The sequence below is a fragment of the Streptomyces sp. GQFP genome (genome assembly GCF_021545335.1).
Taxonomy (GTDB): domain Bacteria; phylum Actinomycetota; class Actinomycetes; order Streptomycetales; family Streptomycetaceae; genus Streptomyces.
In genome coordinates this window covers 5,200,663-5,224,835 of the sequence record NZ_CP089312.1, presented here as the reverse complement: position 1 = coordinate 5,224,835, position 24,173 = coordinate 5,200,663, and the positions used below count along the sequence as shown (strand labels likewise).

General features: G+C 70.4%; 20 protein-coding genes. 10 read left to right on the top strand and 10 right to left on the bottom strand.

The window, feature by feature from the left end; all coding sequences use genetic code 11:
• The first annotated feature begins 1 nt into the window (after window position 1).
• From efeB to LUX31_RS23105, 4 genes are all read left to right on the top strand, one after another.
• A complete protein-coding gene (gene efeB / locus LUX31_RS23120; RefSeq protein ID WP_235476887.1) occupies window positions 2–1,306 on the top strand; it encodes an iron uptake transporter deferrochelatase/peroxidase subunit in 1,305 nt (434 codons plus the stop codon).
• 51 nt (window positions 1,307–1,357) lie between these two features.
• A complete protein-coding gene (gene pheA, locus LUX31_RS23115; protein WP_235476886.1) occupies window positions 1,358–2,290 on the top strand; it encodes a prephenate dehydratase in 933 nt (310 codons plus the stop codon).
• 537 nt (window positions 2,291–2,827) lie between these two features.
• Window positions 2,828–4,105, top strand: a complete 1,278-nt coding sequence (gene serS, locus LUX31_RS23110) for a serine--tRNA ligase (protein WP_235476885.1) — start codon at window positions 2,828–2,830, stop codon at window positions 4,103–4,105.
• Window positions 4,102–4,914, top strand: coding sequence for an HAD family hydrolase (locus LUX31_RS23105; RefSeq protein WP_235476884.1), 813 nt, complete (start codon window positions 4,102–4,104; stop codon window positions 4,912–4,914). Before serS ends, LUX31_RS23105 begins: the two co-directional genes overlap by 4 nt.
• Before the next feature lie 284 nt (window positions 4,915–5,198).
• Here the strand turns inward: LUX31_RS23105 and LUX31_RS23100 are convergent, their stop codons facing one another.
• From LUX31_RS23100 to LUX31_RS23080, 5 genes are all read right to left on the bottom strand, one after another.
• Window positions 5,199–5,426: an SGM_3592 family protein gene (locus LUX31_RS23100; protein WP_235476883.1), complete on the bottom strand. Its 228-nt coding sequence runs from the start codon at window positions 5,424–5,426 to the stop codon at window positions 5,199–5,201.
• A gap of 91 nt (window positions 5,427–5,517) precedes the next feature.
• A complete protein-coding gene (locus LUX31_RS23095; protein WP_235476882.1) occupies window positions 5,518–6,237 on the bottom strand; it encodes an ABC transporter permease subunit in 720 nt (239 codons plus the stop codon).
• An 11-nt stretch (window positions 6,238–6,248) separates the two neighbouring features.
• Window positions 6,249–7,160 (bottom strand): ABC transporter ATP-binding protein, encoded by a 912-nt coding sequence (locus tag LUX31_RS23090; protein WP_235476881.1) that lies wholly within the window; start codon window positions 7,158–7,160, stop codon window positions 6,249–6,251.
• Window positions 7,157–8,074 (bottom strand): ABC transporter permease, encoded by a 918-nt coding sequence (locus tag LUX31_RS23085; protein WP_235476880.1) that lies wholly within the window; start codon window positions 8,072–8,074, stop codon window positions 7,157–7,159. The genes LUX31_RS23090 and LUX31_RS23085 overlap by 4 nt, the downstream gene beginning before the upstream one ends.
• Window positions 8,064–9,125 carry an ABC transporter ATP-binding protein gene (locus LUX31_RS23080; protein ID WP_235476879.1) on the bottom strand — a complete coding sequence of 354 codons (1,062 nt, stop codon included), beginning with the start codon at window positions 9,123–9,125 and terminating at the stop codon, window positions 8,064–8,066. Before LUX31_RS23080 ends, LUX31_RS23085 begins: the two co-directional genes overlap by 11 nt.
• 211 nt (window positions 9,126–9,336) lie before the next feature.
• Between LUX31_RS23080 and LUX31_RS23075 the strand changes: the two genes are divergently transcribed.
• The 6 genes from LUX31_RS23075 (at window position 9,337) to LUX31_RS23050 (ending at window position 15,084) form a co-directional block, all read left to right on the top strand.
• Complete coding sequence (locus tag LUX31_RS23075) at window positions 9,337–10,179, top strand: M24 family metallopeptidase (protein WP_235476878.1); 843 nt, start codon at window positions 9,337–9,339, stop codon at window positions 10,177–10,179.
• A gap of 46 nt (window positions 10,180–10,225) precedes the next feature.
• Entirely contained in the window at window positions 10,226–11,980 is a 1,755-nt protein-coding gene (locus tag LUX31_RS23070) for an SDR family oxidoreductase (RefSeq protein WP_235476877.1), read from the top strand.
• Between the two features lie 120 nt (window positions 11,981–12,100).
• Entirely contained in the window at window positions 12,101–12,679 is a 579-nt protein-coding gene (locus LUX31_RS23065; protein WP_235476876.1) for an RNA 2'-phosphotransferase, read from the top strand.
• 34 nt (window positions 12,680–12,713) lie between these two features.
• Window positions 12,714–13,160, top strand: a complete 447-nt coding sequence (locus tag LUX31_RS23060) for a hypothetical protein (protein WP_235476875.1) — start codon at window positions 12,714–12,716, stop codon at window positions 13,158–13,160.
• A gap of 62 nt (window positions 13,161–13,222) precedes the next feature.
• Window positions 13,223–14,140 (top strand): LLM class flavin-dependent oxidoreductase, encoded by a 918-nt coding sequence (locus LUX31_RS23055; RefSeq protein ID WP_235476874.1) that lies wholly within the window; start codon window positions 13,223–13,225, stop codon window positions 14,138–14,140.
• Window positions 14,141–14,214: 74 nt separating this feature from the next.
• Complete coding sequence (locus LUX31_RS23050) at window positions 14,215–15,084, top strand: Cof-type HAD-IIB family hydrolase (RefSeq protein ID WP_235476873.1); 870 nt, start codon at window positions 14,215–14,217, stop codon at window positions 15,082–15,084.
• A 75-nt stretch (window positions 15,085–15,159) separates the two neighbouring features.
• Here the strand turns inward: LUX31_RS23050 and LUX31_RS23045 are convergent, their stop codons facing one another.
• From LUX31_RS23045 to LUX31_RS23025, 5 genes are all read right to left on the bottom strand, one after another.
• Window positions 15,160–16,221, bottom strand: coding sequence for a M23 family metallopeptidase (locus LUX31_RS23045; RefSeq protein ID WP_235476872.1), 1,062 nt, complete (start codon window positions 16,219–16,221; stop codon window positions 15,160–15,162).
• 102 nt (window positions 16,222–16,323) lie between these two features.
• The gene (locus LUX31_RS23040) at window positions 16,324–17,838 is read right to left on the bottom strand and encodes a sensor histidine kinase (protein ID WP_235476871.1); all 1,515 of its coding nucleotides are present in this window, start codon (window positions 17,836–17,838) and stop codon (window positions 16,324–16,326) included.
• Between the two features lie 51 nt (window positions 17,839–17,889).
• Entirely contained in the window at window positions 17,890–21,417 is a 3,528-nt protein-coding gene (gene cydD, locus LUX31_RS23035; RefSeq protein WP_235476870.1) for a thiol reductant ABC exporter subunit CydD, read from the bottom strand.
• 93 nt (window positions 21,418–21,510) lie between these two features.
• Window positions 21,511–22,515 carry a cytochrome d ubiquinol oxidase subunit II gene (gene cydB / locus LUX31_RS23030; RefSeq protein ID WP_235476869.1) on the bottom strand — a complete coding sequence of 335 codons (1,005 nt, stop codon included), beginning with the start codon at window positions 22,513–22,515 and terminating at the stop codon, window positions 21,511–21,513.
• 21 nt (window positions 22,516–22,536) lie between these two features.
• Complete coding sequence (locus LUX31_RS23025) at window positions 22,537–24,045, bottom strand: cytochrome ubiquinol oxidase subunit I (protein WP_235476868.1); 1,509 nt, start codon at window positions 24,043–24,045, stop codon at window positions 22,537–22,539.
• Window positions 24,046–24,173 lie beyond the last annotated feature (128 nt).

Below are 24,173 nucleotides of genomic sequence, written 5' to 3'. Positions count from 1 at the left end.
CATGTCTGACCAGTCCACCAAGGAAAACGACCAGGAAAGCGTTCCCGGAAGCACCGACGAGAACCGGGAGCCCGGTATCTCGCGCCGGCGACTGCTCGGTACCGCCGGTGCCACCGGGCTCGTGCTCGGGGCGGCTGGCGGGGCCACTGGCTATACCGTCGGCTCCGGATCCGATTCCGCCGGCTCCTCCGGCCAGTCACTCCCGCTCACTTCGGTGGGCACGGACAGGGCGATGTTTCACGTGAAACATCAGCCGGGCATCACCGACGGCCTCCAGGCACGCGGCCATCTCGTCGCCTTCGACCTGGTGGCGGGCGCGGGCCGCACCGAGGCCACCGCACTGCTGCGCCGCTGGTCCGACACCGCCCAACGGCTCATGGCGGGCGAGGCCGCCGCGCACGACGACACGGATGTCGCCCGCGACGCCGGCCCGTCGTTCCTGACGGTCACCTTCGGCTTCGGGTACGGCTTCTTCGCCCGCACCGGCCTGGAGAAGCAGCGCCCGGTCGCGCTCGACCCGCTGCCCGAGTTCTCCTCCGACCACCTCGACAAGGCCCGCAGCAACGGCGACCTGTGGGTGCAGATCGGCGCCAACGACGCCCTGGTCGCCTTCCACGCCCTGCGCGCGATCCAGAAGGACGCGGGCAGCGCGGCCCGCGTCCGCTGGCAGATGAACGGCTTCAACCGGTCGCCGGGCGCCACCGCGCAGCCCATGACCGCCCGCAACCTGATGGGCCAGATCGACGGCACCCGCAACCCCAAGCCGTCCGAGGCCGACTTCGACAAGCGCATCTTCGTCCCCGCCACCGGCGAACCGTCCTGGATGGCCAACGGCTCCTATGCCGTCGTACGCCGGATCCGCATGCTGCTCGACGACTGGGAGCAGCTGTCCGTCAAGGAGCAGGAGGACGTCGTCGGGCGGAAGAAGTCGAACGGGGCGCCGCTCAGCGGCGGTACCGAGACGACCGCGATGGACCTGGAGAAGGTCGACGCCCAGGGCAATCTCGTCGTCCCCATCAACGCCCACGCCCGGATCACCCGCCCCGACGAGAACGGGGGCGCGGCCATGCTGCGGCGCCCGTGGTCCTTCCACGACGGGATCGGCGCGGACGGTACGCCCGACGCGGGGCTCCTCTTCGTCTGCTGGCAGGCCGACCCGCTGCGCGGCTTCGTCACCGTCCAGCGCAAGCTCGACCGTGGCGACGCGCTCTCCAAGTACATCCGGCACGAGTCGAGCGCACTGTTCGCGGTGCCGGGCGGGGCGAGCGAGGGGGAGTATGTGGGGCAGCGGCTGCTGGAGGGGTGACAGGGAAGGGAAGCGTGCGTCGGTTTCTGCAAGGGCCATTAGGGTGAGGTCATGCCAGCCAGCTACGCGTATCTCGGCCCCGAGGGCACCTTCACCGAGGTTGCCCTGCGCACACTTCCCGAGGCGGCCACCCGGGAGCTGATCCCGATGGTGTCCGTGCCGGCCACGCTCGACGCGGTGCGCAGCGGCGAGGTCGAGGCCGCGTTCGTGCCCATCGAGAACTCCGTCGAGGGCGGTATCACCACCACGCTCGACGAGCTGGTCGCGGGCTCCCCGCTGATGATCTACCGCGAGGTGCTGCTGTCGATCACCTTCGCACTGCTGGTCAGGCCGGGCACCAAGCTGTCGGAGATCAAGACGGTCACCGCCCATCCGGCGGCGCAGTCGCAGATCCGCAACTGGATGAAGGTCAACCTCCCGGACGTCGTCTGGGAGTCGTCCGCCTCGAACGCGGACGGTGCCCGGCTGGTGCAGGAGGGCCGGTACGACGCCGCCTTCGCGGGCGAGTTCGCCGCCGCCCGGTACGGTCTGGAGGCCCTGGAGACCGGCATCCACGACGCGGAGAACGCGCAGACCCGGTTCGTCCTGGTCGGCAGGCCCGCCCGGCCCGCGGCGCCGACGGGCGCGGACAAGACGTCCGTCGTCATCTGGCAGCGCGACGACCATCCCGGTGGACTGCGCGATCTGCTGGACGAGTTCGCCGTACGGGGCGTCAACCTGATGCTGCTCCAGTCCCGGCCGACCGGGCAGGGCATCGGCAACTACTGCTTCGCGATTGACGCCGAGGGCCATATTTCCGACCGGAAGGTCGCCGAGGCCCTGATGGGGCTCCGGCGGATCTGTCTCAAGGTGCGGTACCTGGGTTCGTACCCGCGTGCGGACATCGGCGTGGAGGACGTCCGTGCTCCGCTGCCGGGGACGTCCGACGAGGAGTTCGTGACGGCCTCCGACTGGGTGGCCCGTTGCCAGGACGGCCGCTTCTAACCGGCCCTCCCGGTGCTGGGGCCAGTCCTACCAGCCGATTTCCGTTATCCACAGAAGTTATCCACAGGCCAGCTTCTCGACCTGGGGACAAGTCGACAACAGAGTGCCAGTCTGTCGACAAATCGGCCTACAGGCCGTCGACTCGTCCACAGCCCGGCATGCCACCCTTCGTCCACTCGTTTCCCTAGCGTAACTCCCCGGGGTTACGCATTTCCACCCGAAAGTGGGCGTGAGGGTGGTTTGCTTCGGGAATTGGTCATCTGGTGGACACCTTCGGAAACGATCACTTCCGTCATCCACAGATCTTTCGCACAGCCTGTGGATAACTTTTCGGGGGTGTGGATTACCGTGCCCCACCACACCCCAAGTTCCGTTCTCCACAAGGGTTTCGAGTCAACCGGCGGGACCTTCCCGAACCCTTCCGGGGTCAGTCCCCATTCCTCTTGACGTGATCGACATTTCGGGCAAATGGCAATACAAGGGGTGTATGGAAATACCGAGTCGTGAGCGCCAACCCGGCACCGGTAGCCTTGGACCGTGATTGACCTTCGCCTGCTTCGTGAGGACCCCGACCGTGTGCGCGCTTCGCAGCGCGCCCGTGGAGAGGACGTCGCGCTCGTCGACGCTCTCCTGTCCGCCGACGAGCGGCGCAGGGCGTCCGGCGTCCGCTTCGACGAGCTGCGTTCCGAGCAGAAGGCGCTCGGCAAGCTGATCCCCAGGGCCTCCGGCGACGAGAAGGCCGAGCTGCTGGCGAAGGCCGGACAGCTCGCCGCCGGCGTCAAGGCGGCCGACGCCGAGCAGCACGAGGCCGACGAGGAGACCAAGCAGCTCCTCGTCCAGCTCGGCAACCTCGTCCACCCGGACGTCCCGGTCGGCGGCGAGGAGGACTTCGTCGTCCTGGAGACGCACGGCACGATCCGCGACTTCGGCGCCGAGGGCTTCGAGCCCAAGGACCACCTGGAGCTGGGCGAGGCGCTGGGCGCCATCGACGTCGAGCGCGGCGCCAAGGTGTCCGGCTCGCGCTTCTACTACCTGACCGGTGTCGGCGCCCTCCTGGAGCTGGCCCTGGTCAACGCGGCGATCGCCCAGGCCACCGAGGCCGGCTTCGTCCCGATGCTGACCCCGGCGCTGGTCCGCCCGCGCGCGATGGAGGGCACCGGCTTCCTCGGCCAGGCCGCGGAGAACGTGTACCACCTGGAGAAGGACGACTACTACCTGGTCGGCACCTCCGAGGTCCCCCTCGCCGCGTACCACATGGACGAGATCCTCGACGCCGACAAGCTCCCGCTGCGCTACGCCGGCTTCTCGCCGTGCTTCCGCCGCGAGGCCGGTACGTACGGCAAGGACACGCGAGGCATCTTCCGCGTGCACCAGTTCGACAAGGTCGAGATGTTCTCGTACGTCGACCCGGCGGACGCGGAGAACGAGCACCGGCGTCTCCTCGACTGGGAGAAGCAGTGGCTGACCGGCCTCGAACTGCCCTTCCAGGTCATCGACGTGGCCTCGGGCGACCTGGGCGCGTCCGCCTCGCGCAAGTTCGACTGCGAGGCGTGGATCCCGACCCAGGGCAAGTACCGCGAGCTGACCTCGGCCTCCAACTGCGACGGCTTCCAGGCCCGGCGCCTGTCCGTGCGGATGCGTGACGGCAAGAAGGTCCAGCCGCTCGCGACGCTCAACGGCACGCTGTGCGCCGTACCGCGCACGATCGTGGCGATCCTGGAGAACCACCAGCTGGCCGACGGCTCGGTGCGGGTGCCCGAGGTGCTGCGGCCGTATCTGGGTGGTCGGGAGCTGCTGGAGCCGGTCGCCAAGTGACCTCCGCCGCCGAGTCGTTCCCCTATCTGCTCGTCGCGACCGACCTCGACGGAACGCTCCTGCGCTCCGACGACTCGGTCTCGGCGCGCACCCGTGAGGCACTCGCCGCGGCCACCGCGCGGGGCGCCGCGCACATCGTCGTCACCGGCCGCGGGGTGCGCTGGACGCGGCACATCCTCGACGAACTGGGCTACGAGGGACTCGCGGTCTGCGGCCAGGGTTCACAGGTGTACGACGCCGGGGCGCACCGGCTGCTGACATCGATCACCCTGGACCGGCAGCTGGCCTCGCTCGCGCTGGCGAAGATCGAGGCGGAGACCGGGCCGTTGTTCCTGGCGGCGAGCAGGGCGGGCCTCGACGGCGACGTGCTGGTCGGGGCGGGCTACTCGGGCGTGGGCGCGCTGCCCTTCGTTCCGCTCACGGACCCGTCGGAGCTGTGGGCCGAGCCGCTGAGCAAGATCTACATCCAGCATCCGACCCTGTCCGCCGACCAGTTGACCGAGGTCGCGACCCGGACGGCGGGCGGTTTCGTCACGGTGACCATGGCGGGCGAGGGGATAGTCGAACTCCTCCCCCTGGGCCTGTCCAAGGCGAAGGGGCTGTCCCTGGCGGCCCGTCGGCTCGGTCTGAAGTCCGCGGACACGATCGCCTTCGGTGACATGCCCAACGACATCCCGATGTTCGCCTGGGCGGCACACGGGGTGGCGATGGCGAACGCCCATGCCCAGCTGCGGGCGGTGGCGGACGAGGTGACGTCGTCGAACGACGAGGACGGCATCGCGGTGGTGCTGGAGCGGTTGCTGGCGTAGGGCCTGTCCAGGAGGGGGCTGGGGAGGGCGGCCCGCGCGATCGACTCGCGCGCTCGAAGTGGCCGCCCCGGGCAGCTCCCCAGCTGAGCGGCCCCCCGGAGTCAGTGACTGCTCCGGAGCCCGCCGCGGGCTGCCCTGAAGGAAGCCGCGCGGTCGGCCGTGCATCGGCGTCGCGCGGCTCCGCTCCCAGTACCCGACACCAGCACACCGGACACATCCGGCGTACTGGACAGAACTACTGTGCCCGTACGCCGAGTCGGACGCCACCGAATAAAACTGGTGAGCTACTTGCGGCGCCACCTGCGGCGCCGGGACTTGCTGAAGAACCAGCCGGCCGGGGGTTCGTCCGACCGCCAGGGCTGGGGTTCGGGCGCCTCTTTCCGCCACCGGGCGGCCAGCATCCGGGCGCGGGCGGACGGTTCGGCGGTGTCGGCGGAGCGTATGAAGTCCTCGTCGAGAACCAGCGCGTCCCAGTCGTCCCCGGACCCACCCCGTGCTGTCTTCCCTGCCATCCCCGTCCTCCTCGCCCCGCGTCCCCGTTTGTCCAGTGTGCCCGGACACGCGTGAAGTCTCTGTCAAGACCGACGCGTGCCCGGGGCCGTCCTACTCGTCGCCGGTCGGCGTCAGGGTGCGCAGCTTCTGGCCGGCGTACCAGGTGGCGAGGACGGTGACCACGATCAGCAGGACCGTCGCCGTGGTCAGGCCGACGTCCGAGGTGACCAGGTCGCCGTCCGTGACCTTGTGGCCGACGGCCAGCGCCCACTGCTGGACGCTCAGTGTGCGTGCCCCGGGCACCAGGGAGCCGAACAGGGCCTCCCAGACGAGGGCGTAGACGAGCCCGAAGACCACCGCGTGCCGGGAGACCGTGCCGAGCAGCAGGAAGAGCGCGGCGTAGGCGATGGAGGCGACGAGCGCGGCGACCGTGTAGGCGACGGCGACCTGCTGGCCGTTGCCGTTGAGGATGAGGCCGGCGATGAACGTCGGCACCGCCGAGAACGCCATGGTGACGCCGATGGCGACGATCAGCTTGGTGTAGATGATCGTGGGCCGCTTGAGCGGCTTGGAGAGGAGGTAGACGACGGAGCCGTCGTCGATCTCCGGGCCGATCGCGCCGGTGCCCGCGATGACGCCGATGATCGGCACCATGGTGGCGAGCGCGAGCCCGCCCAGGACGTCCGCCGCGGTCTGGTCGTCGGCGCCGACGAGACCGCGTACGGCGACGGCGATGATGATCAGCAGCAGGGGCAGCGCGCCGAGGATGAGGGCCCGGCGGCGGCCGAGCAGGGCCCGGTAGGTGAGCCGGGCGACTGTGGGGTCGTACATGAGTCGGCCTCCTACGCGGCGACGAGATACGAGAACACGGATTCGAGGGACTCGTCGGACGGCGAGACCGTGAGCAGCCGGATGCCGTGGTCCCGGGCGACGCGGGGCAGCAGGGCGGTGAAGCGGCCGAAGTCGACGGCCTGGATGCGCAGGGCGCCCTCCGCGAGGTCCACCTCGATGCCGGAGGTCGACGGGTCGGCGATCAGCGCGGCGGCGAGGGCGCGGTCGTCGCTGGAGCGTACGAGGTAGCGGTGCGGGCGGTCGGTCATCAGGCGGCGGATGCGGCGGAAGTCGCCGCTGGCCGCGTGCCGTCCGGCGACGACGACCTCGATGTGGGCCGCCAGTTGCTCGACCTCTTCGAGGATGTGCGAGGAGAACAGGACCGTACGGCCCTCGGCGCCCATGCGGCGCAGCAGGTCCATGAGCTGCATGCGCTGGCGCGGGTCCATGCCGTTGAAGGGCTCGTCGAGCAGGAGGAGCGACGGGTCGTGGACGAGCGCGCTGGCCATCTTCACGCGCTGGCGCATGCCCTTGGAGTACGTCGAGATCTTGCGGTCCTGCGCGTACTCCATCTCGACCGTGGCGAGCGCCCTTTGGGCCGCCTTGGCGCCGAGACCGTGCAGTTCGGCGTTGGCGACGACGAACTCGCGGCCGGTGAGGAAGTCGTACATCGCCTCGCGCTCGGGGACGATGCCGATGTGCTTGTAGATCTGCTCGTTGCGCCACACGGGCTGTCCGTCGAGGGTGACGGTGCCAGTGGAGGGGGCCAGGAAGCCGCCCATCATGTTGATGAGGGTGGACTTTCCGGCGCCGTTGGGGCCGAGGAGGCCGGTGACGCCGGGGCCGATCGTCATGGTGATGTCGTTGACCGCCACCACGTTGCCGAACCAGCGCGAGACGTGGTCGATGTTGAGCGTGGTCACAGTCCGACCTTTCGATAGCGGCGCATCAGAAGGCCGTAGCAGCCGGCGATCAGGCCCAGGACGGCGAGGAGGAAGATCACACCTTCGCCGGTGCTGGGGCCTACCCCTCCGGGGTAGGCGGACGTCGCGCCCAGGAAAGCCGTCTGCACGCCGTCGATGAGCGTGATGGGCGAGAAGAGGCCGATCCAGGGCACGGCACCGCTGCTGCCCTGTGCGTCGGCGATGGCCTGGAGCGTGGACACCGCCCCGTAGGAGATGGTCAGTACGGCGATGACGGCCGCGATGCCGAAGCCTCGGCGCGGGGTGACGGCCGAGATGACGAGGCCGATTCCGGCGAAGAGCAGCGAGAGCAGTGCCACGGAGACGAGCCCCTGGAGGAATCCCTTGGTCTGGTCGGTGAAGTCGAGCTTGGCCAGCAGGGCGCCCACGTAGAGCACGACCAGCGGCACCGCGGTGATGAGGAACAGGGCCGAGGCCAGCGCCGCGAACTTCGCGCGGACGTAGTCGGAGGTCTCGATCGGGCGCGAGAAGTACAGCGGCACGGTCTTGAAGCGCAGGTCCCGGGAGACGGCCTGGGGTGCCTGCGAGGCGACGTACAGGCCGATGACCGCCTGCATGACGATCGCGTAGTTCGTGTACTCGACGGGCAGTTCCTTGGCCGTGGTGGCGACCGTGACCGCCACCATGATGGCCGCCGGGGCGCACATCACGGCGAAGAGCACCATGGGCAGCACCTTGGACTTGACCGAGCGGCCGAGGCCGTAGGCGCCGCGCAGGGACTGCGAGTAGAGGGAGCGGCGGGCGTAGGCGCGGCCCAGGCGCTGGCCGTCGTACGAGCGGTAGCCGATGTTGTGGATGCGGGACTGGGCGCCCGCCTGTGCCGGGGTCTGTGCCTGGGTCTGCTCAACCGCCATGGCCGACCGCCTCCTTGCCCAGGTTCTGCGGTACGTTCCCGCTTTGTTCGTCTTGTTCGTCGCTGTCGGTGAAGACCTCGGAGATGTGGTGCCTGCGCTGTTCCATGCGCACCAGGCCGAGGCCGAGGTCGGCGACGATGTCCCGGACGAGGTCGTAGGTGTCCTCGCCCTGGGCGGTGAGCAGCAGGATGTGTCCGGCGCCGGGCAGGCCACTGCCGTCATGGGTGTCCACCCCGCGCGCGTGGAGCGCCTCGCGCACCGCGCGGGTGCCGTCCGGGTGGTCGTCGGTGTCGGTCACCTCGATGGCGAGGACGGCCGTGTTCTGGGTGAAGTCGGTGGTGGAGCTGGAGCGCAGGAGTTTGCCGCCGTCGACGACCACCACGTGGTCGCAGGTCCGCTCCAGCTCGCCGAGGAGGTGGGAGGTGACCAGGACCGAGATGCCGAAGTCGGTGTGGATCCGGCGGATCAGACCGAGCATCTCGTCGCGGCCGACCGGGTCGAGGCCGTTGGTCGGCTCGTCCAGGAAGACCAGTTGCGGGTCGTGGACGAGGGCCTGGGCGAGCTTCACACGCTGCTTCATACCGGTCGAGTAGCCGCCGATGGGGCGGTAGCGCTCCTCGTACAGACCGACATGGCGCAGGGTGTCCGCGGTGCGCTCCCGGGCGGCGGCCGGCGGGAGCCCGGACATGCGTGCCATGTGGACGACGAACTCGGTGGCCGAGACGTCGGGCGGCAGGCAGTCGTGCTCGGGCATGTAGCCGACGCGCTCACGGATGGCGCCGCCTTCGGTGGCGACGTCGAGGCCGAGCACTTTGGCCCGGCCCTCCGTGGCGGGAGACAGACCCAGCAGGATCTTGATCAGGGTGGACTTGCCGGCGCCATTGGCGCCGACGAGTCCGGTCACACCGGGTCCGATGTCCATGGAGAGCCGGTCGAGCGCGGTCACCCGGGGGAACCGCTTGCTCAGGCTTTCGGTCGCGATCACAGTCACGTCGTCGACGGTAGTGGCGTACACCACACCGGTCGTCAACCCGTAGAGCTGTCTCGGCATCCATCTCTGGTCGTACGGGCCCGTAGGGGTCCCCCTGAGGTCGAACAACCGGCCCCTGAGTTTCCACATCACCGGGGAGGTCGTCGGGTTGTCGGCTCGGGCTATCCACAGACAGGTGTTCGACTGTTGACGCGGGCTCTAACAAGTGTCAGATTCGCGAGGTCAGGTTACGGGCGGGTAGCGCGGTCGATGGGGACGGTGGCGGCGGGCGATGGCGACGGCGGAAACAGACGAACTCGCCGCGGAACTGGCCGGGTTCAGGCGGGTGCAGCGGCTGGCGTACGAGTGCGCGGAGGCCGTCGCGGCACGCCTGGAACCGGGGATCACCGAGCGCGAGGCGGCCCGGATGCAGCGGGAGTGGCTGCGCGAGCGGGGTGTGCGGGACTGGTTCCATCTGCCCTTCGCCTGGTTCGGGGACCGCACGGCGTTCGTGAACTTCCGTATCCCGCTGCAGTTCTTCCCGACCGGCCGCCGACTGGAGCCAGGGATGCCGTTCATCCTGGACATGGCCCCGGTGCACAAGGGTTTCGCTGCGGACATCGGCTACTCCGGTTCGCTCGGCGTCAACCCGGTGCAGGACCGGCTGATGGCCGACCTGGAGGCACACCGCGAGCTGATCCTGCGCGAGGTGCGCGAGCGGCGCCCGCTGCGCGAGATCTACGAGGACGTGGACCGCCTCATGGTCCGCCAGGGTTACGCCAACCGGCATCGCGCGTATCCCTTCGGGGTGATCGCGCACAAGGTCGACCGGGTGCGGGAACGGCCCTGGTCACCCCGGCTCTTCGGGTTCGGCACGCAGTCCCTGAAGGGGCTGGCGGGCGACGCGCTGCGCGGCCACCGTGAGGGCTGGTCGCCCCTGTGGTCGCCGTACCGCTTCTCGGATCATCCGCCGCAGCCGGGTCTGTGGGCGGTCGAGCCGCATCTCGGATTCCGGGGTACGGGCGCGAAGTTCGAGGAGATTCTGGTCGTCACGGACTCCGCGGACCCGCGGGAGAGCGCGTTCTGGCTGGACGACGATCTGCCGCATGTGCGGCGCTGGGCGGAGGCGAAGTGACGGTCGTGACCCTTGAGGACGCGCGTGAGCGCCGGACGGAGGACGAGTGACTCTCGACGGGGTGCGTGAGCGCCGAGTGCGGACGGGCGGGATCGAGCTGTGCGTCGCCGAGTTGGGCGACCCGGGGGACCCGACGGTGATCCTCGTGCACGGCTATCCGGACACCAAGGAGGTGTGGTCCGAGGTCGCCGCGCGCCTCGCCGACCGCTTCCATGTCGTGCTGTACGACGTGCGGGGCCACGGCGGTTCGACGGCGCCGCGTCCGCTGCGCGGCGGCTTCACCCTCGAGAAACTGACCGACGACTTCCTGGCGGTCGCGGACGCGGTGAGCCCGGACCGGCCGGTGCATCTGGTGGGGCACGACTGGGGTTCGGTGCAGTCCTGGGAGTTCGTCACCGTCGCGCGCACCGAGGGCCGGATCGCGTCCTTCACGTCGATGTCCGGGCCGTCCCTGGACCACCTGGGCCACTGGACGAAGGGGCGCCTGAAGCGGCCCACCCCGCGCGCGGTCGCCCAACTCCTGAGCCAGGGCGGCAAGTCCTGGTACGTGTACGCGCTGCACACGCCCGTACTGCCCGAACTCGCCTGGCGCGGCCCCCTCGGCAAGCGCTGGCCGAAGATGCTGGCCCGCGTCGAGAAGGTCCCGTCGGACGGCTACCCGACGGCCTCCCTGCCCTCGGACGCGGCCAACGGCGCCTGGCTGTACCGGGACAACGTACGGTCCCGGCTGAGCAGGCCGCGCACGGACGCGTACGCACACGCGCCCGTGCAGCTCATCACGCCCCTGGGCGACGCGTTCCTCTCCGAGCGGCTGTACGACGGGCTGGAGCGGTGGGCTCCCCGGCTGGTGCGCCGCACGCTCGACGCCAAGCACTGGATCCCGCGTACTCGGCCCGACCAAGTGGCCGCCTGGATCGGGGAGTTCGTGACCGCCAACGAGGGCGGACGGCTCCCGGAGACGGCGACGGGCAAGTACGCCCAGCGTTTCGGCGGGCAGCTGGTGCTGGTCACCGGGGCGGGCAGCGGCATCGGGCGGGCCACGGCGTTCGCGTTCGCCGAGTCGGGGGCGCGTGTGGTCGCCGTCGACCGCGATGCCGAAAGCGCGGCCCGCACGGCCGAGTTGGCCCGTCTGATCGGGGCCCCGGAGGCCTGGGCGGAGGTCGTCGACGTCACGGACGAGCAGGCGATGGAGAAGCTCGCCGAGAAGGTCGCCACCGAGTACGGCGTCGTGGACGTGCTGGTGAACAACGCGGGGATCGGGCTCTCCGGGTCCTTCTTCGACACGACCCCGGAGGACTGGAAGAAGGTCCTGGACGTCAACCTGTGGGGTGTGATCCACGGTTGCCGGCTCTTCGGGAAGCAGATGGCCGAGCGCGGGCAGGGCGGCCACATCGTGAACATCGCGTCGGCCGCCGCGTACCAGCCCTCCAAGGCGCTGCCCGCGTACAGCACGTCGAAGGCCGCGGTGCTGATGCTCAGCGAGTGTCTGCGCGCGGAGCTGGCGGGCCAGGGCATCGGTGTCTCGGCGATCTGCCCCGGCTTCGTCAACACGAACATCACGACGACCGCGCGCTTCACGGGAGTCGACGCCGAGGAACAGGCCCGCCGGCAGAAGCGGACGGCACGGCTGTACGGGCTGCGCAACTACCCGCCGGAGAAGGTCGCTTCGGCGATCCTGCGCGCGGTGGTCCGCAACGAGGCGGTCGCCCCGGTGACACCGGAGGCCCGGGGCGCGCATCTCATGTCCCGTTTCCTGCCGGGGGCGTTGAGGGCGGTGGCCCGGGTGGACCCGCCACTGTGACGGCCTGCCCGTTGTCCACAGTTTCTCCAATCCCCCTGTGGATAACTGCACTTGGCTGTGGATCAAACCTCCGGACCAAAATCAAATGCGTGATCACGGTCTCACCGGCACCCTTGCAGGATGAACGAAAACAGGACGACCAAGAACGAGATGGATGAAAGACGCACCGTGAAGGTGTCGAAGTACCTGTCCAAGCATCTGCGGCACCAGCCGGAGCGGATCGGGCTCACGCTCGACGAGGCCGGCTGGGTCGAGATCGACAAGCTGATCGCCGCGTGCGCCGCCCACAACTTCCGGTTCACGCGGGCCGAACTGGACCATGTGGTCGCCGCCAACGACAAGAAGCGCTTCGCGGTCGACGGCACCCGGATCCGCGCCAGCCAGGGCCACAGCGTCGAGGTCAACCTCGGCCTGCCCCCGGCGACCCCGCCCCCGTACCTCTACCACGGCACGGTGGACCGCTTCCTGGACGCGATCCGCACCGAGGGCCTGCGACCCATGAACCGCCACGCCGTGCACCTCTCACCCGACCGCGAGACCGCGACCCGGGTAGGCGCCCGCCGAGGCCGGCCCGTCGTGCTCTCGGTCGACTCGGCCGCCATGCACCGCGACGGCCACACCTTCCACGTCAGCGCGAACGGCGTATGGCTCACGGAGGCCGTGCCGCCGCGCTATCTGCGCTTTCCCGGCCCGCGCTGACCCCGTACGGCACAAGCACCGGCATGATCGAGGCATGGACCACCTGCCCACCACCGAGGCCGCCGTCACCGCCCTGCGCGCCCTCGCCGCCGAGTACGCCCGTGAGATCGAGGTCAGCCACGACATCGGCGCCGACCAGACCTCCCGCCGCACGGCCGCGGGTATCGGCGTCACCACGGACCCGGACGGCTCGCTCCCGCACGAGGCCTTCGCCGAGTTCGGCGGAGTCCCCCGGGTGACCGTCCGCCTCTTCCCCGACGACGACGCGATGATCACGGTCGAGGGCGTCGAGTGCCCCGACATCCCGCGCGACGACGTCCGCGCCTTCCTCCGCTCGGTCTACGACGGCCTGGCGTTCGTCACGGCCCGCCGCTTCCTGCCCGCCCACCACCTGGTGGTACCGCTGCCCGGCGACCGCACCTACAAGGAGTACATCCCGCTGCTCGGCCTCAGCCCGTGGCTCAGCGCTCGCGTCCGGTGACCGCCCGGGGGCGCTCGGCGACTGTTTCACGTGAAACATGAACGGCGCCTAGGCTCTGATCCATGAGTACGAGTCTGCGTCTGAGCACTGTGATCCTGCCCTACCGCCGCTGGCACGAGGGTGGCCGTTCGGCCTGGCAGCGTGCGGAGCAGCTCGGTTTCCACACCGCGTTCACGTACGACCATCTGTCCTGGCGCACCTTCCGGGACGGCCCGTGGTTCGGTGCCGTGCCCACGCTCACGGCCGCCGCCGCTGTCACCGACCGGGTGCGGCTGGGCACCCTGGTAACCTCGCCGAACTTCCGGCACCCGGTGACGCTGGCCAAGGACCTGATCTCCCTCGACGACGTGGCGAACGGCCGGATCACCCTCGGTGTCGGCGCGGGCGGCACCAGCTTCGACGCGACCGCGCTGGGCCAGGACCCGTGGACACCCCGGGAGCGTGCCGACCGGTTCGGTGAGTTCGTCGCGCTGCTCGACAAGCTGCTGACCGAGGACGGCAAGGACGGCGTCTCGTACCAGGGCGACTACTACTCGGCGCACGAGGTGCGCAACATCCCGGGCTGTGTGCAGCGCCCCCGGCTGCCCTTCGCGGTGGCCGCGACCGGGCCGCGCGGGCTGGACCTCGCGGCGCGGCACGGGCAGGCGTGGGTGACCACCGGCGACCCGCGGCTGTTCGAGAGCGGCACGCCCGAGCAGTCGGTCCAGGCGCTGCGCGGCCAGGCCGAGCGGCTGGCCGACGCGTGTGCCGCGATCGGCCGGGACGTGAACGGGCTCGACAGGATCCTGCTCACCGGGTTCACCCCGGACCGGGGCCGCCCGCTGGAGTCCGTGGACGCGTTCGTCGACTTCGCGGGCCGGCACCAGGAGCTGGGTTTCACCGAGATCGTGATCCACTGGCCCATCCCCGACTCCGACTTCGCGGCCGATCAGCAGGTCTTCGAGCGCATCGCCACGGAGGCGCTGGCGCAGCTGGGCTGACCCGGCGCCAGTCCGGGCCCACTCACCTGTGCGGGCTCCCGCACGGCCGTGCGCCCATACGCGAGAATGGCCGGGTGACCTCAGCGACCCGAGAGCCCGAGAGCCCCGCCGCCACCGTCCCGATCCGGCTGATCGCCACCGACCTCGACGGCACTCTGCTGCGCGACGACAAGTCGGTCTCCCCGCGCACGGTCGCCGCTCTGGCCGCCGCCGAGGCAGCGGGCGTCGAGGTCTTCTTCGTCACGGGCCGCCCGGCCCGCTGGATGGACGTCGTCAGCGAGCACGTCCACGGCCACGGTCTGGCGATCTGCGGCAACGGCGCCGCCGTGGTCGACCTGCACGGCGGCCCCGGCGCCCACCGCTTCGTGAAGGTGCGGGAGCTGGCCAGGGACAACGCGCTGGACGCCGTACGCCTGCTGCGCGATGCCGCGCCGGGGACCGTGTACGCCGTGGAGCAGACGTACGGCTTTCACCAGGAACCGGAGTATCCGAAGCTGCACATGGAGCTGCCGGACAATCGGGCGCCCGCCGAGAAGCTGCTGGCCCCGGGCGGGCCGAGCGACGGTGAGCCCGTGCTGAAGATCCTCGCCTACCACCGCACGATCGACCCCGACGCCTTCCTCACCACCGCCCGGCTGGCGATCGGCGACCGGGCCACCGTCACCCGGTCCAGCCCCAGCGCCCTGCTGGAGATCAGCGGCCCCGGTGTCTCCAAGGCGAGCACACTGGCCCTGTCCTGCGCGGAGCGGGGCATCTCGGCCGAGGAGGTCGTCGCCTTCGGGGACATGCCGAACGACGTCGAGATGCTCACCTGGGCGGGCCGCTCGTACGCGATGGGCAACGCGCACCCCGACGTCCTCGCGGCGGCTTCCGGGCATACGGCGCCGAACAACGAGGACGGGGTCGCCATCGTGATCGAGCGGCTGCTCGCGGAACGCGGCTGAGGGACGGCTGTACGGGCGCCGGTAAGGGGCGTCTGTCATAGGGCGCATGCCCCTTACCGGCGCCCCGCCCACCTCCTACAACTGCACCCCGCGCGCCGAGAGCCACGCCGCCGGGTCCACCCCCGACCCCAGTTCCGGGGTGACGCGTACCTCGAAGTGCAGGTGCGGGCCGGTCGAGTTGCCGGTCGTGCCGGTCTGGCCGATCCACTGGCCCGGGGTCACTCGCTGGCCCTGGTCGACGGTGACGGCGGCGAGGTGCGCGTACTGCGTGTAGTAGCCGCCGGGGTGCTCGATCACGATCTCGATGCCGAAGGCGCCCCCGCACGACACCGACACCACCGTGCCCGCGCCGACCGCCCGCACCGGAGTGCCGATCGGTACCGCGAAGTCCTGCCCGGTGTGCCCGTTGGCCCAGCGGTCGCCGCCGCTGCCGAAACTCGCGGACAGCTCGTACGTCTCCACGGGCGTGACGTACTCCGGCATGGTCCCGGGGTCCGGCTGGTCGAGCCGGACGGCGCCCCGGCAGGAGCCCGCCGCGACCGAGGCGTCGGCGCGGCCCTGCAGCGTCCAGCGTGCCTCTTCGAGCTTGTCCTCGATGATCCGCTTCAGCTTGGCGATCTCGCCGTTGCGCCGCTCCAGTTTCTGCCAGTGGGCCGCCGCCTTCGCCTCGTCGGCGGCGAGCCGGGCCTCCGCGCGCCGGCTCTTGTCGATCGCGTTGTTGACGGCGAGATCGGCCTGCCACACGGCCCGCTGACCGCGCATCAGCTCCTCGGGGCTGTCCGCGAGCAGCATCTGCGCGGTGAGCGGCAGACCGCCGCCGCTGCGGTACTGGCCGCGTGCGATCCGGCCCAGGTCCTCGTGCAGGACGGCGATGTCACGCCGTTCACGGACGAGGAGTTCCTCGAACCGCCTGGCTTTTGCTCCCTCCGCCTCGGCCTCGCGCCGTCCGGCCTCGTACTGCTGCGTCACCACGGCGGCATCCGCGTACAGCCGGGTCACCTCGGCGCTGAGACCCGAGTCGGTGGCGGAGTCGGGGTCGGTGCCTTCGCCCGAGGCGTCCGTGGGCCGGGCGGCCAGGACCACGAACGCGCACAGAAGAACCGGAACGAGCAGTGGATGACGGCGACGTGAGCCCATGTCAGCGATCGTGTACCGCAAACCGGGCGGGGTGCCTGTTCAAGTCGTACGCCTGGGGGACCCGTTGCCACGAACGGCTCAGCAACGAGGTCCGCGGCAGCCTCAGTACGGCGCCTGCCACACGACCGTCGTACCGCCGCCGTCCGGACCAGTGCCCGGGCCGTGCCGACTGTCGCCGCCCAGCGACTCGGCACGCCGTCGCAGGTTCCTGAGGCCGCTGCGCCGACCGCCCTCGGGGATGCCGACCCCGTCGTCGGCGACGGTCAGCCGTACGCCGGGCCGGCCGTCTGGCAGGGTGACGTTCGCGTCGACCACGACGTCGATCCGGGACGCCCCGGCATGGCGGAAGGCGTTGGACAGCCCTTCGCGCAGGGCGGCGACGAGGTTCTTGCCGGTCAGCTCGCCGACGGCGGTGTCGACCGGTCCTGCCACCCGGAGCGAGGGCTTGAAGCCGAGCGCCACGGACGCCATGTGGATCTCCCGCTCCACCCGCGTGGACAGCTCGGACGGGACCTCGCCGGGATCGTCCTGGAGGGCGAAGATCGCGGTGCGGATCTCCCGGATGGTGACGTCGAGTTCGTCGACTGCCCTGCCGACGCCGTCCCGTACGCCGGGCGCGACTGATCCGCGCTGGGCGCTCTCCAGCATCATCCCGGTGGCGAACAGCCGCTGGATGACAAGATCGTGCAGGTCACGGGCGATCCGGTCGCGGTCCTCGTACACCGCGAGCCGTTCCCGGTCGCGCTGTGCCTCGGCCATCATCAGCGCGAGCGCGGCCTGCGCGGCGAACTGGACGGCGAGGGCACGCTCCGTCTCCGTGAACGCGCGCTCTCCCCGCGCGCGGGGCATGGCGAGGCTGCCGACGACCCGGCCGTCGCTCTGCAGGGGCAGCAGCATGGTGGGTCCGTAGTCGCGGGTGAGGCCGGTGTCGAGGGCCAGCCGGGGGTCGGTGGCCGCGTCCTCGACGAACACCGGCTCGCCGTCGAGGAGTTCGGCGACGACCTCGCTCTCCGGCGGGACGATCACGCCGAGCGCGTCAAGGGGGCCTTCCGCGTCCACGGCGACGATCTCCAGGCCACCCTCGGCGGCGGGCAGCAGCACGATCCCGGCGGCGGCCCCGGAGAGCCGGCGGGCCTGTTCGGCGACGATCCGCAGGGAGTCGTCGATGTCGCCGCCCGAGAGCAACGCGGTCGTCACGGCCACGGACCCGTCGATCCAGCGCTCGCGCTGCCGGGCGGCCTCGTACAGACGGGCGTTGCCGATGGCGATGCCCGCCTCGGTGGCCAGCACACGGATCAGGGCCAGGTCGTGCTCGGTGAACGGCCCCCCGCCGCGCTTGTCGCCCAGGTACAGGTTGCCGAAGACCTCGCCGTGCACCCGGATCGGCTCGACCCACCGGGCGGTCTCCTCGTCGACGCCGCGATGAACGAAGTCGGCGAAGCCGTCGCCGTCCTCGGCGAGGACCTCGATGTCCGCTCGTTCGGCGGCCACCAGGGCGATCGCCGTCGCGCAGATCCGCTCCAGCGTGGCATGCGGCCCGAGCCCGCTCCCGACGGCCCGCATCGCCTCCAGCAACTGCGGCACGCACGGCTCGGGACGAAGCGGTGGGTCGGCCATCCCCCGAGCCTAATTAGTACCTTTTGTCGCCGAAAGTCGAACAGTGCGCGGCTAGCTTCCCGCCGCCACCAGCGCCAACCGCTCGGACTCCGCCTCCCGCTCCGCCATCGCCCGCAGCGGCCCGTCGACGGCGACCAGCTCCGCGTACGTCCCCCGCTGCGCGACCCGCCCGCCGTCCAGCACGATCACCTCGTCCACGGCGTCGAGACCGGCCAGCCGGTGGGTGATGAGCAGCGTCGTACGGTCCTTGGTCGCGTCCAGCAGATCGGCGGTGAGGGCGTCGGCGGTCGGCAGGTCGAGGTGTTCGGCGGGCTCGTCGAGGACCAGCACCGGGAAGTCCGCGAGCAGCGCCCGGGCGAGCGCCAGCCGCTGCCGCTGCCCGCCGGACAGCCGTGCCCCGTGCTCCCCGACCAGTGTGTCGAGCCCGTCGGGCAGCGACTCGGCCCAGTCCAGCAGCCGTGCCCGCGCGAGGGCGTCCCGCAGGTCGTCCTCGGTGGCGTCCTTCTTCGCGAGCAGCAGGTTCTCCCGCACGGAGCTGTCGAAGAGGTGCGCGTCCTGGGCGCACAGCCCGACCAGCCGCCGTACGTCGTCGCCGTCCAGCGCGTACGCGTCCACACCGCCCAGCGTGTAGGAGCCGGCGTCCGCGTCCAGGAACCGCAGGAGCACCTGCGCGAGGGTCGTCTTGCCGGACCCGGACGGGCCGACCACGGCGATCCGGCGCCCTTCGTCGAGGGTGAGGTCGAGGCGGGCGAGCGCGTCCCGGTCCTGCCCGGCATGGCGGGCGGCCAGCTCCTTGACGACGACCGGGAACGGCGACAGCGGCGCGGGCCTCGGCTGCTCGGGTTCGCGTACGGGCTCGGGCGCGTCCAGCACCTCGTACACGCGCTCCGCGCTCCTGCGCACCCGCTGGCGGTACCGCACGGCGAGCGGCAGCCCGAGGACGGCCTCGAAGGCGGCCAGGGGAGTGAGGACGACGACGGCCATCACGACACCGCCGAGCCGCCCGTCGGCGACCGCCTGGGCGCCCACGAGGGCGGTGGCCGCGACGGTCAGTCCGGACAGCAGCGCGATGAGTCCGTCGCCCAGTGCGGTGGCGGTGGCGGCGCGCGAGGCGATGCGGGTGAGCGCGGAGTCGGCCCGCCGGACTTCCTCGGTACGTGCGTTCAGGGCGCCCGCGACCGTCGACTCGGCGGTTCCGGTGAGCAGGTCGGCCACGTGGGTGGCGAGTGCGCCGCGGGCCGGGGCGAGTCGGCGTTCCGCGCGCCGGGCCACGGCACTGGTCACGAGGGGGACGCCGACACCGGCCGCGAGCAGCCCGGCGGCAAGCACGGCCCCTGCCTCGGGCAGCAGCCAGGCCGTGAACCCGACGGAGGCGGCGGAGACGACGAGGGCGGCCCCGGCGGGCAGCAGCCAGCGCAGCCAGTAATCCTGGAGGGCGTCCACGTCGGCGACGAGCCGCGACAGCAGGTCGCCGCGCCGGGTCGTCCGCAGTCCGGCGGGCGCCAGCCGCTCCAGCCGCCGGTAGACGGCGACCCGTGTGTCGGCCAGCATCCGCAGCACGGCGTCGTGCGACACCAGCCGCTCGGCGTACCGGAAGACGGCCCGCCCGATCCCGAAGGCCCGCGTGGCCGTCACGGCGACCATCAGATACAGCACGGGCGGCTGCTGCGAGGCCCGCGAGATGAGCCACCCGGAGGTCGCCATGAGCCCGACGGCACTGCCGAGCGCCAGACTCCCGAGCAGCAGCGCGAGCCCGAGCCGCCCGCGCCAGGCCCCTGACATGGCCCGCACCCGCGCGAGTGCCCCAAGTCGCCCTGCGGGAGCGGCGGGTACGAGTTCCTCCTCGCCGAGCGCAGGCAGCTGCGGACCACCAGCGAGGAGCCCATCGCCGCCCGAGAGACCGCCGGTCGGCTCAGCACCAGGCAGGTGAGAGGAGGCGACAGCCTCCTCCAGCCGCACCACCCGGTCCGCCACCCCCAGCAGCGCCGGCCGATGGACAACCAGCAGCACCGTCCGCCCGACGGCGAGCCGTCGTACGGCGGCCACGACCTCGGCCTCGGTCTCCCCGTCCAGCGCGGCCGTCGGCTCGTCGAGCAGCAGCACAGGCCGGTCCGCGAGGAACGCCCGGGCCAGCGCGAGCCGTTGCCGCTGTCCGGCGGAGAGCCCGGCGCCGTCCTCACCGAGCGCGGTGTGGACGCCCTCGGGCAGCGCGTCCACGAACTCCAGCGCACCGGCGTCGGCCAGTGCCCCCCGTACAGCAATGTCGTCGGCGTCGGGACGGGCCAGCCGTACGTTCTCGGCGATCGACCCGGGGAACAGGTGCGGGCGCTGCGGCACCCAGGCCACCCGCGAACGCCACTGCTCCAGGTCGAGGCCGGCGAGGTCGGCTTCCCCGACGCACACCCGCCCTTCCGCCGGCCGTACGAACCCGAGCAGGGCGTGCAGCAGCGTCGACTTGCCCGCGCCGCTCGGCCCGACGAGCGCGACCGTCTCCCCGGCCTCCACGGCGAAGGACACGTCGGCCACCGCGTCGACCGACCGCCCGGGATACCGGACGGTGACGCCCTCGAAGGCGACCCCGCCCTCCGGAACCGCGCCGGTCCCGGATTCCGGCACCGGTGTCTCCAGTACGGCGAAGATCTCCTCGGCCGCGGCCAGCCCCTCCGCCGCCGCGTGGAACTGGGCGCCCACCTGCCTCAGCGGCAGATACGCTTCGGGCGCGAGGATGAGAATGACGAGCCCGATGTACAGGTCCATCTCGCCGTGCACGAGCCGCATACCGATGGTCACCGCGACCAGCGCCACGGACAGGGTCGCCAGCAGTTCCAGCGCGAAGGACGAGATGAAGGCGATCCGCAGGGTCCGCATCGTCGCCTGCCGGTACTCACCGGTGATCCGCCGGATCGACTCGGCCTGCGCCTTGGCCCGGCCGAACACCTTCAGCGTCGGCAGCCCGGCCACGACATCAAGGAAATGGCCCGACAGCCGGGACAGCAGCCGCCACTGACGGTCCATGTGGGACTGCGTGGCCCAGCCGATCAGCACCATGAAGACCGGGATGAGCGGCAGGGTACCGACGATGATCGCCGCCGACACCCAGTCCTCGGTGACAATCCGCGCCAGCACGGCCACGGGCACCACGACCGCGAGCCCCAACTGCGGCAGATAGCGCGAGAAGTAGTCGTCGAGCGCGTCGACTCCCCGCGTCGCGAGGGCGACCAGCGACCCCGTCCGCTGCCCGCTCAGCCACCCGGGACCCAGCGCGACGGACCGCTCCAGCAACCGCCCGCGCAACTCCGACTTCACCGCGGCGCTCGTCCGGTGCGCGGCCAACTCGGTAAGCCAGGAGACCACCGCCCGGGCACCGGCGACGGCCACCAACAGCAGCAGAGGCGTACGGAGTTCGGTGACCGACAGTCCGTCCTGGAAGGCTCCGACCACCACCTCGGCGATGAGCATGGCCTGCGCGATGACCAGCCCGGCGCCGACGGCACCCAGGCCGACGACCGCGAGCAGGAAACGGCGGGTGGCACCGGCGTAGCGGAGGAGCCGCGGATCGATTGGTTTCACGTGAAACATGCCCTTCGGTCCAGGGTGGTGGTTTCGCGATGTTTCACGTGAAACATCGCGAAACCACCACCCGCAGACAGAGATAACGCAGACGAAGTCGGCTCAGTGCGCGGCTTCGGCGATGTGGTGCGTGCCGATCCGCTTGCGGAACACCCAGTACGTCCAGCCCTGGTAGAGCAGGACCAGCGGGGTGGCGATCCCCGCACACCACGTCATGATCTTCAGCGTGTACGGGCTCGACGAGGCGTTGGTGACCGTGAGGTTCCAGTCCGGGTTGAGCGAGGACGGCATGACGTTCGGGAAGAGCGTCAGGAACAGCATCGCGACGGCTGCCACGATGGTGACCCCGGAGAACGCGAACGCCCAGCCCTCACGCCCCTTCTGCGCCGCCCCCAGCGCGGCGACGAGCGCGAGCACGGCCACGGTCATCGCGGCCAGGGAGCCACCGTCGCCCTTGTCGGCCTGGGTCCAGGTCAGGAAGGCGAGCGCGACGACGGCGGCCACGAGTCCGACGCGAACCGCCAGCTTCCGTGCCCGTTCCCGGATGTCCCCGACGGTCTTGAGACCGACGAACACCGTGCCGTGGAAGGTGAACAGCGACAGGGTGACCAGGCCGCCGAGCAGGGCGTACGGGTTGAGCAGATCGGCGAGATTCCCGGCGTAGTTGAAGTCCGCGTCGATCTTCACCCCGCGCACGATGTTGGCGAAGGCCACGCCCCACATGAACGCGGGCAGCAGCGAGGTCCAGAAGATCACTGTCTCCCAGTTGCGCTGCCAGTTCTCCTCGGGCCGCTTCACGCGGTACTCGAAAGCGACGCCCCGCAGGATCAGGCAGACCAGGATGAGGAGCAACGGCAGATAGAAGCCGGAGAAGAGGGTGGCGTACCACTCGGGGAAGGCGGCGAAGGTCGCGCCGCCCGCCGAGAGCAGCCACACCTCGTTGCCGTCCCAGACGGGCCCGATGGTGTTGATGAGGACCCGCTTCTCGGCCCGGTCGCGGGCGAGCAGCTTGGTGAGGACACCGACCCCGAAGTCGAAGCCCTCCAGGAAGAAGTAGCCGATCCACAGGACGGCGATGAGGACGAACCAGACGTCGTGAAGTTCCATGGCGATTCCAGCTCCCTGGGCCTAGTAGGAGAAGGCCATCGGCTTGTCGGCGTCCTGTGGGTCGCCGCCGATCTTCGTGGGCGGGTTGAGGTCGGCCTCGGTCAGTTCGGGCGGTCCGGCCTTGACGTACTTCACGAGGAGCTTGACCTCGATGACGGCGAGAATCGCGTAGAGCGAGGTGAAGACGATCATCGAGGTGAGGATCTCGCCTTGCGAGACCCCGGGGGAGACCGCGTCCCGGGTCTGGAAGATGCCGTACACGACCCAGGGCTGACGGCCCATCTCGGTGAAGATCCAGCCCCACGAGCTGGCGATCAGCGGGAAGCCCAGGGTGAGGATGGCAATGCGCCAGTACCACTTGGTGAGCGTCGGGCCGAGGACCTTGCCGGGGAGCAGCGAGAGGTTCGGCACCTCGTCGTCGCCGACCCGCAGATGCTGCGGCAGCATGAACTTCTTGCGGGTCAGCCAGAGTCCGGCCAGCCCGATCGCGAAGGACGTCATGCCGAAGCCGATCATCCAGCGGAAGCCCCAGTAGGCGACCGGGATGTTGGGCCGGTAGTCGCCGGGCCCGAACTTCTCCTGCTCGGCCTTGTTGACGTCGTTGATGCCGGGGACGTACGAGCTGAAGTCGTCGTTGGCGAGGAAGGACAGCAGGCCCGGGATCTCGATGGCTACCTTGTTGTGACCCTTGTCCACGTCCCCGTAGGCGAAGACGGAGAAGGGCGCGGGCGCCTCGCCGTCCCACAGGGCCTCGGCGGCGGCCATCTTCATCGGCTGCTGCTTGAACATGACCTTGCCGAGGGTGTCGCCGCTGATCGCGGTGAGCAGACCGCCGATGACGACGGTGATCAGGCCGAGCCGCAGCGAGGTCTTCATCACGTCGATGTGCTTCTTGCGCGTCAGATGGAAGGCGGCGATGCCGACCATGAAGGCGCCACCCGTGAGGAAGGCCGCGGAGAGGGTGTGGAAGACCTGGGTCAGCGCGGTGTTCTGGGTGAGGACCAGCCAGAAGTCGGTGAGTTCGGCGCGCCCCTTCTGCTCGTTGATCCGGTAGCCGACGGGGTGCTGCATCCAGGAGTTGGCCGCGAGGATGAAGTACGCCGACAGGATCGTGCCGATCGAGACCATCCAGATGCAGGCCAGATGGATCTTCTTCGGCAGCTTGTCCCAGCCGAAGATCCACAGTCCGATGAAGGTGGACTCGAAGAAGAAGGCGATCAGCGCCTCGAAGGCGAGCGGGGCACCGAAGACATCGCCGACGAAGCGCGAGTAGTCGGACCAGTTCATGCCGAACTGAAACTCCTGCACGATGCCGGTGACGACACCCATCGCGATGTTGATCAGGAAGAGCTTGCCCCAGAACTTGGTGGCCTTGAGGTACTTCTCCTTCTCCGTGCGCACCCAGGCGGTCTGCAGGCCGGCGGTGAGCGCGGCCAGGGAGATCGTCAGCGGGACGAACAGGAAGTGGTAGACGGTGGTGATGCCGAACTGCCATCGCGCCAGGGTCTCCGGCGCCAGAGCCAGGTCCACGGTGCCGCTCCTTACCTACGCTTGTGAAAGCGTTCACATTCACAAGCAATTATGCAGCACCGTTTCCTCAGCGGATGAAGGGGGGTCCCCGCCCGCTCGGCAGCGACCCCCTCACCAGCTCTGACCAG

Coding starts and splice junctions, on each gene's coding strand:
- LUX31_RS23060 (WP_235476875.1), top strand. CDS start 12,714: ATGGACCACCTGCCCACCACCGAGGCCGCCGTCACCGCCCTGCGCGCC.
- efeB (WP_235476887.1), top strand. CDS start 2: ATGTCTGACCAGTCCACCAAGGAAAACGACCAGGAAAGCGTTCCCGGA.
- LUX31_RS23055 (WP_235476874.1), top strand. CDS start 13,223: ATGAGTACGAGTCTGCGTCTGAGCACTGTGATCCTGCCCTACCGCCGC.
- LUX31_RS23085 (WP_235476880.1), bottom strand. CDS start 8,074: ATGGCGGTTGAGCAGACCCAGGCACAGACCCCGGCACAGGCGGGCGCC.
- LUX31_RS23065 (WP_235476876.1), top strand. CDS start 12,101: ATGAACGAAAACAGGACGACCAAGAACGAGATGGATGAAAGACGCACC.
- LUX31_RS23040 (WP_235476871.1), bottom strand. CDS start 17,838: ATGGCCGACCCACCGCTTCGTCCCGAGCCGTGCGTGCCGCAGTTGCTG.
- LUX31_RS23100 (WP_235476883.1), bottom strand. CDS start 5,426: ATGGCAGGGAAGACAGCACGGGGTGGGTCCGGGGACGACTGGGACGCG.
- LUX31_RS23095 (WP_235476882.1), bottom strand. CDS start 6,237: ATGTACGACCCCACAGTCGCCCGGCTCACCTACCGGGCCCTGCTCGGC.
- cydD (WP_235476870.1), bottom strand. CDS start 21,417: ATGTTTCACGTGAAACCAATCGATCCGCGGCTCCTCCGCTACGCCGGT.
- cydB (WP_235476869.1), bottom strand. CDS start 22,515: ATGGAACTTCACGACGTCTGGTTCGTCCTCATCGCCGTCCTGTGGATC.
- LUX31_RS23080 (WP_235476879.1), bottom strand. CDS start 9,125: ATGCCGAGACAGCTCTACGGGTTGACGACCGGTGTGGTGTACGCCACT.
- pheA (WP_235476886.1), top strand. CDS start 1,358: ATGCCAGCCAGCTACGCGTATCTCGGCCCCGAGGGCACCTTCACCGAG.
- LUX31_RS23045 (WP_235476872.1), bottom strand. CDS start 16,221: ATGGGCTCACGTCGCCGTCATCCACTGCTCGTTCCGGTTCTTCTGTGC.
- LUX31_RS23075 (WP_235476878.1), top strand. CDS start 9,337: ATGGCGACGGCGGAAACAGACGAACTCGCCGCGGAACTGGCCGGGTTC.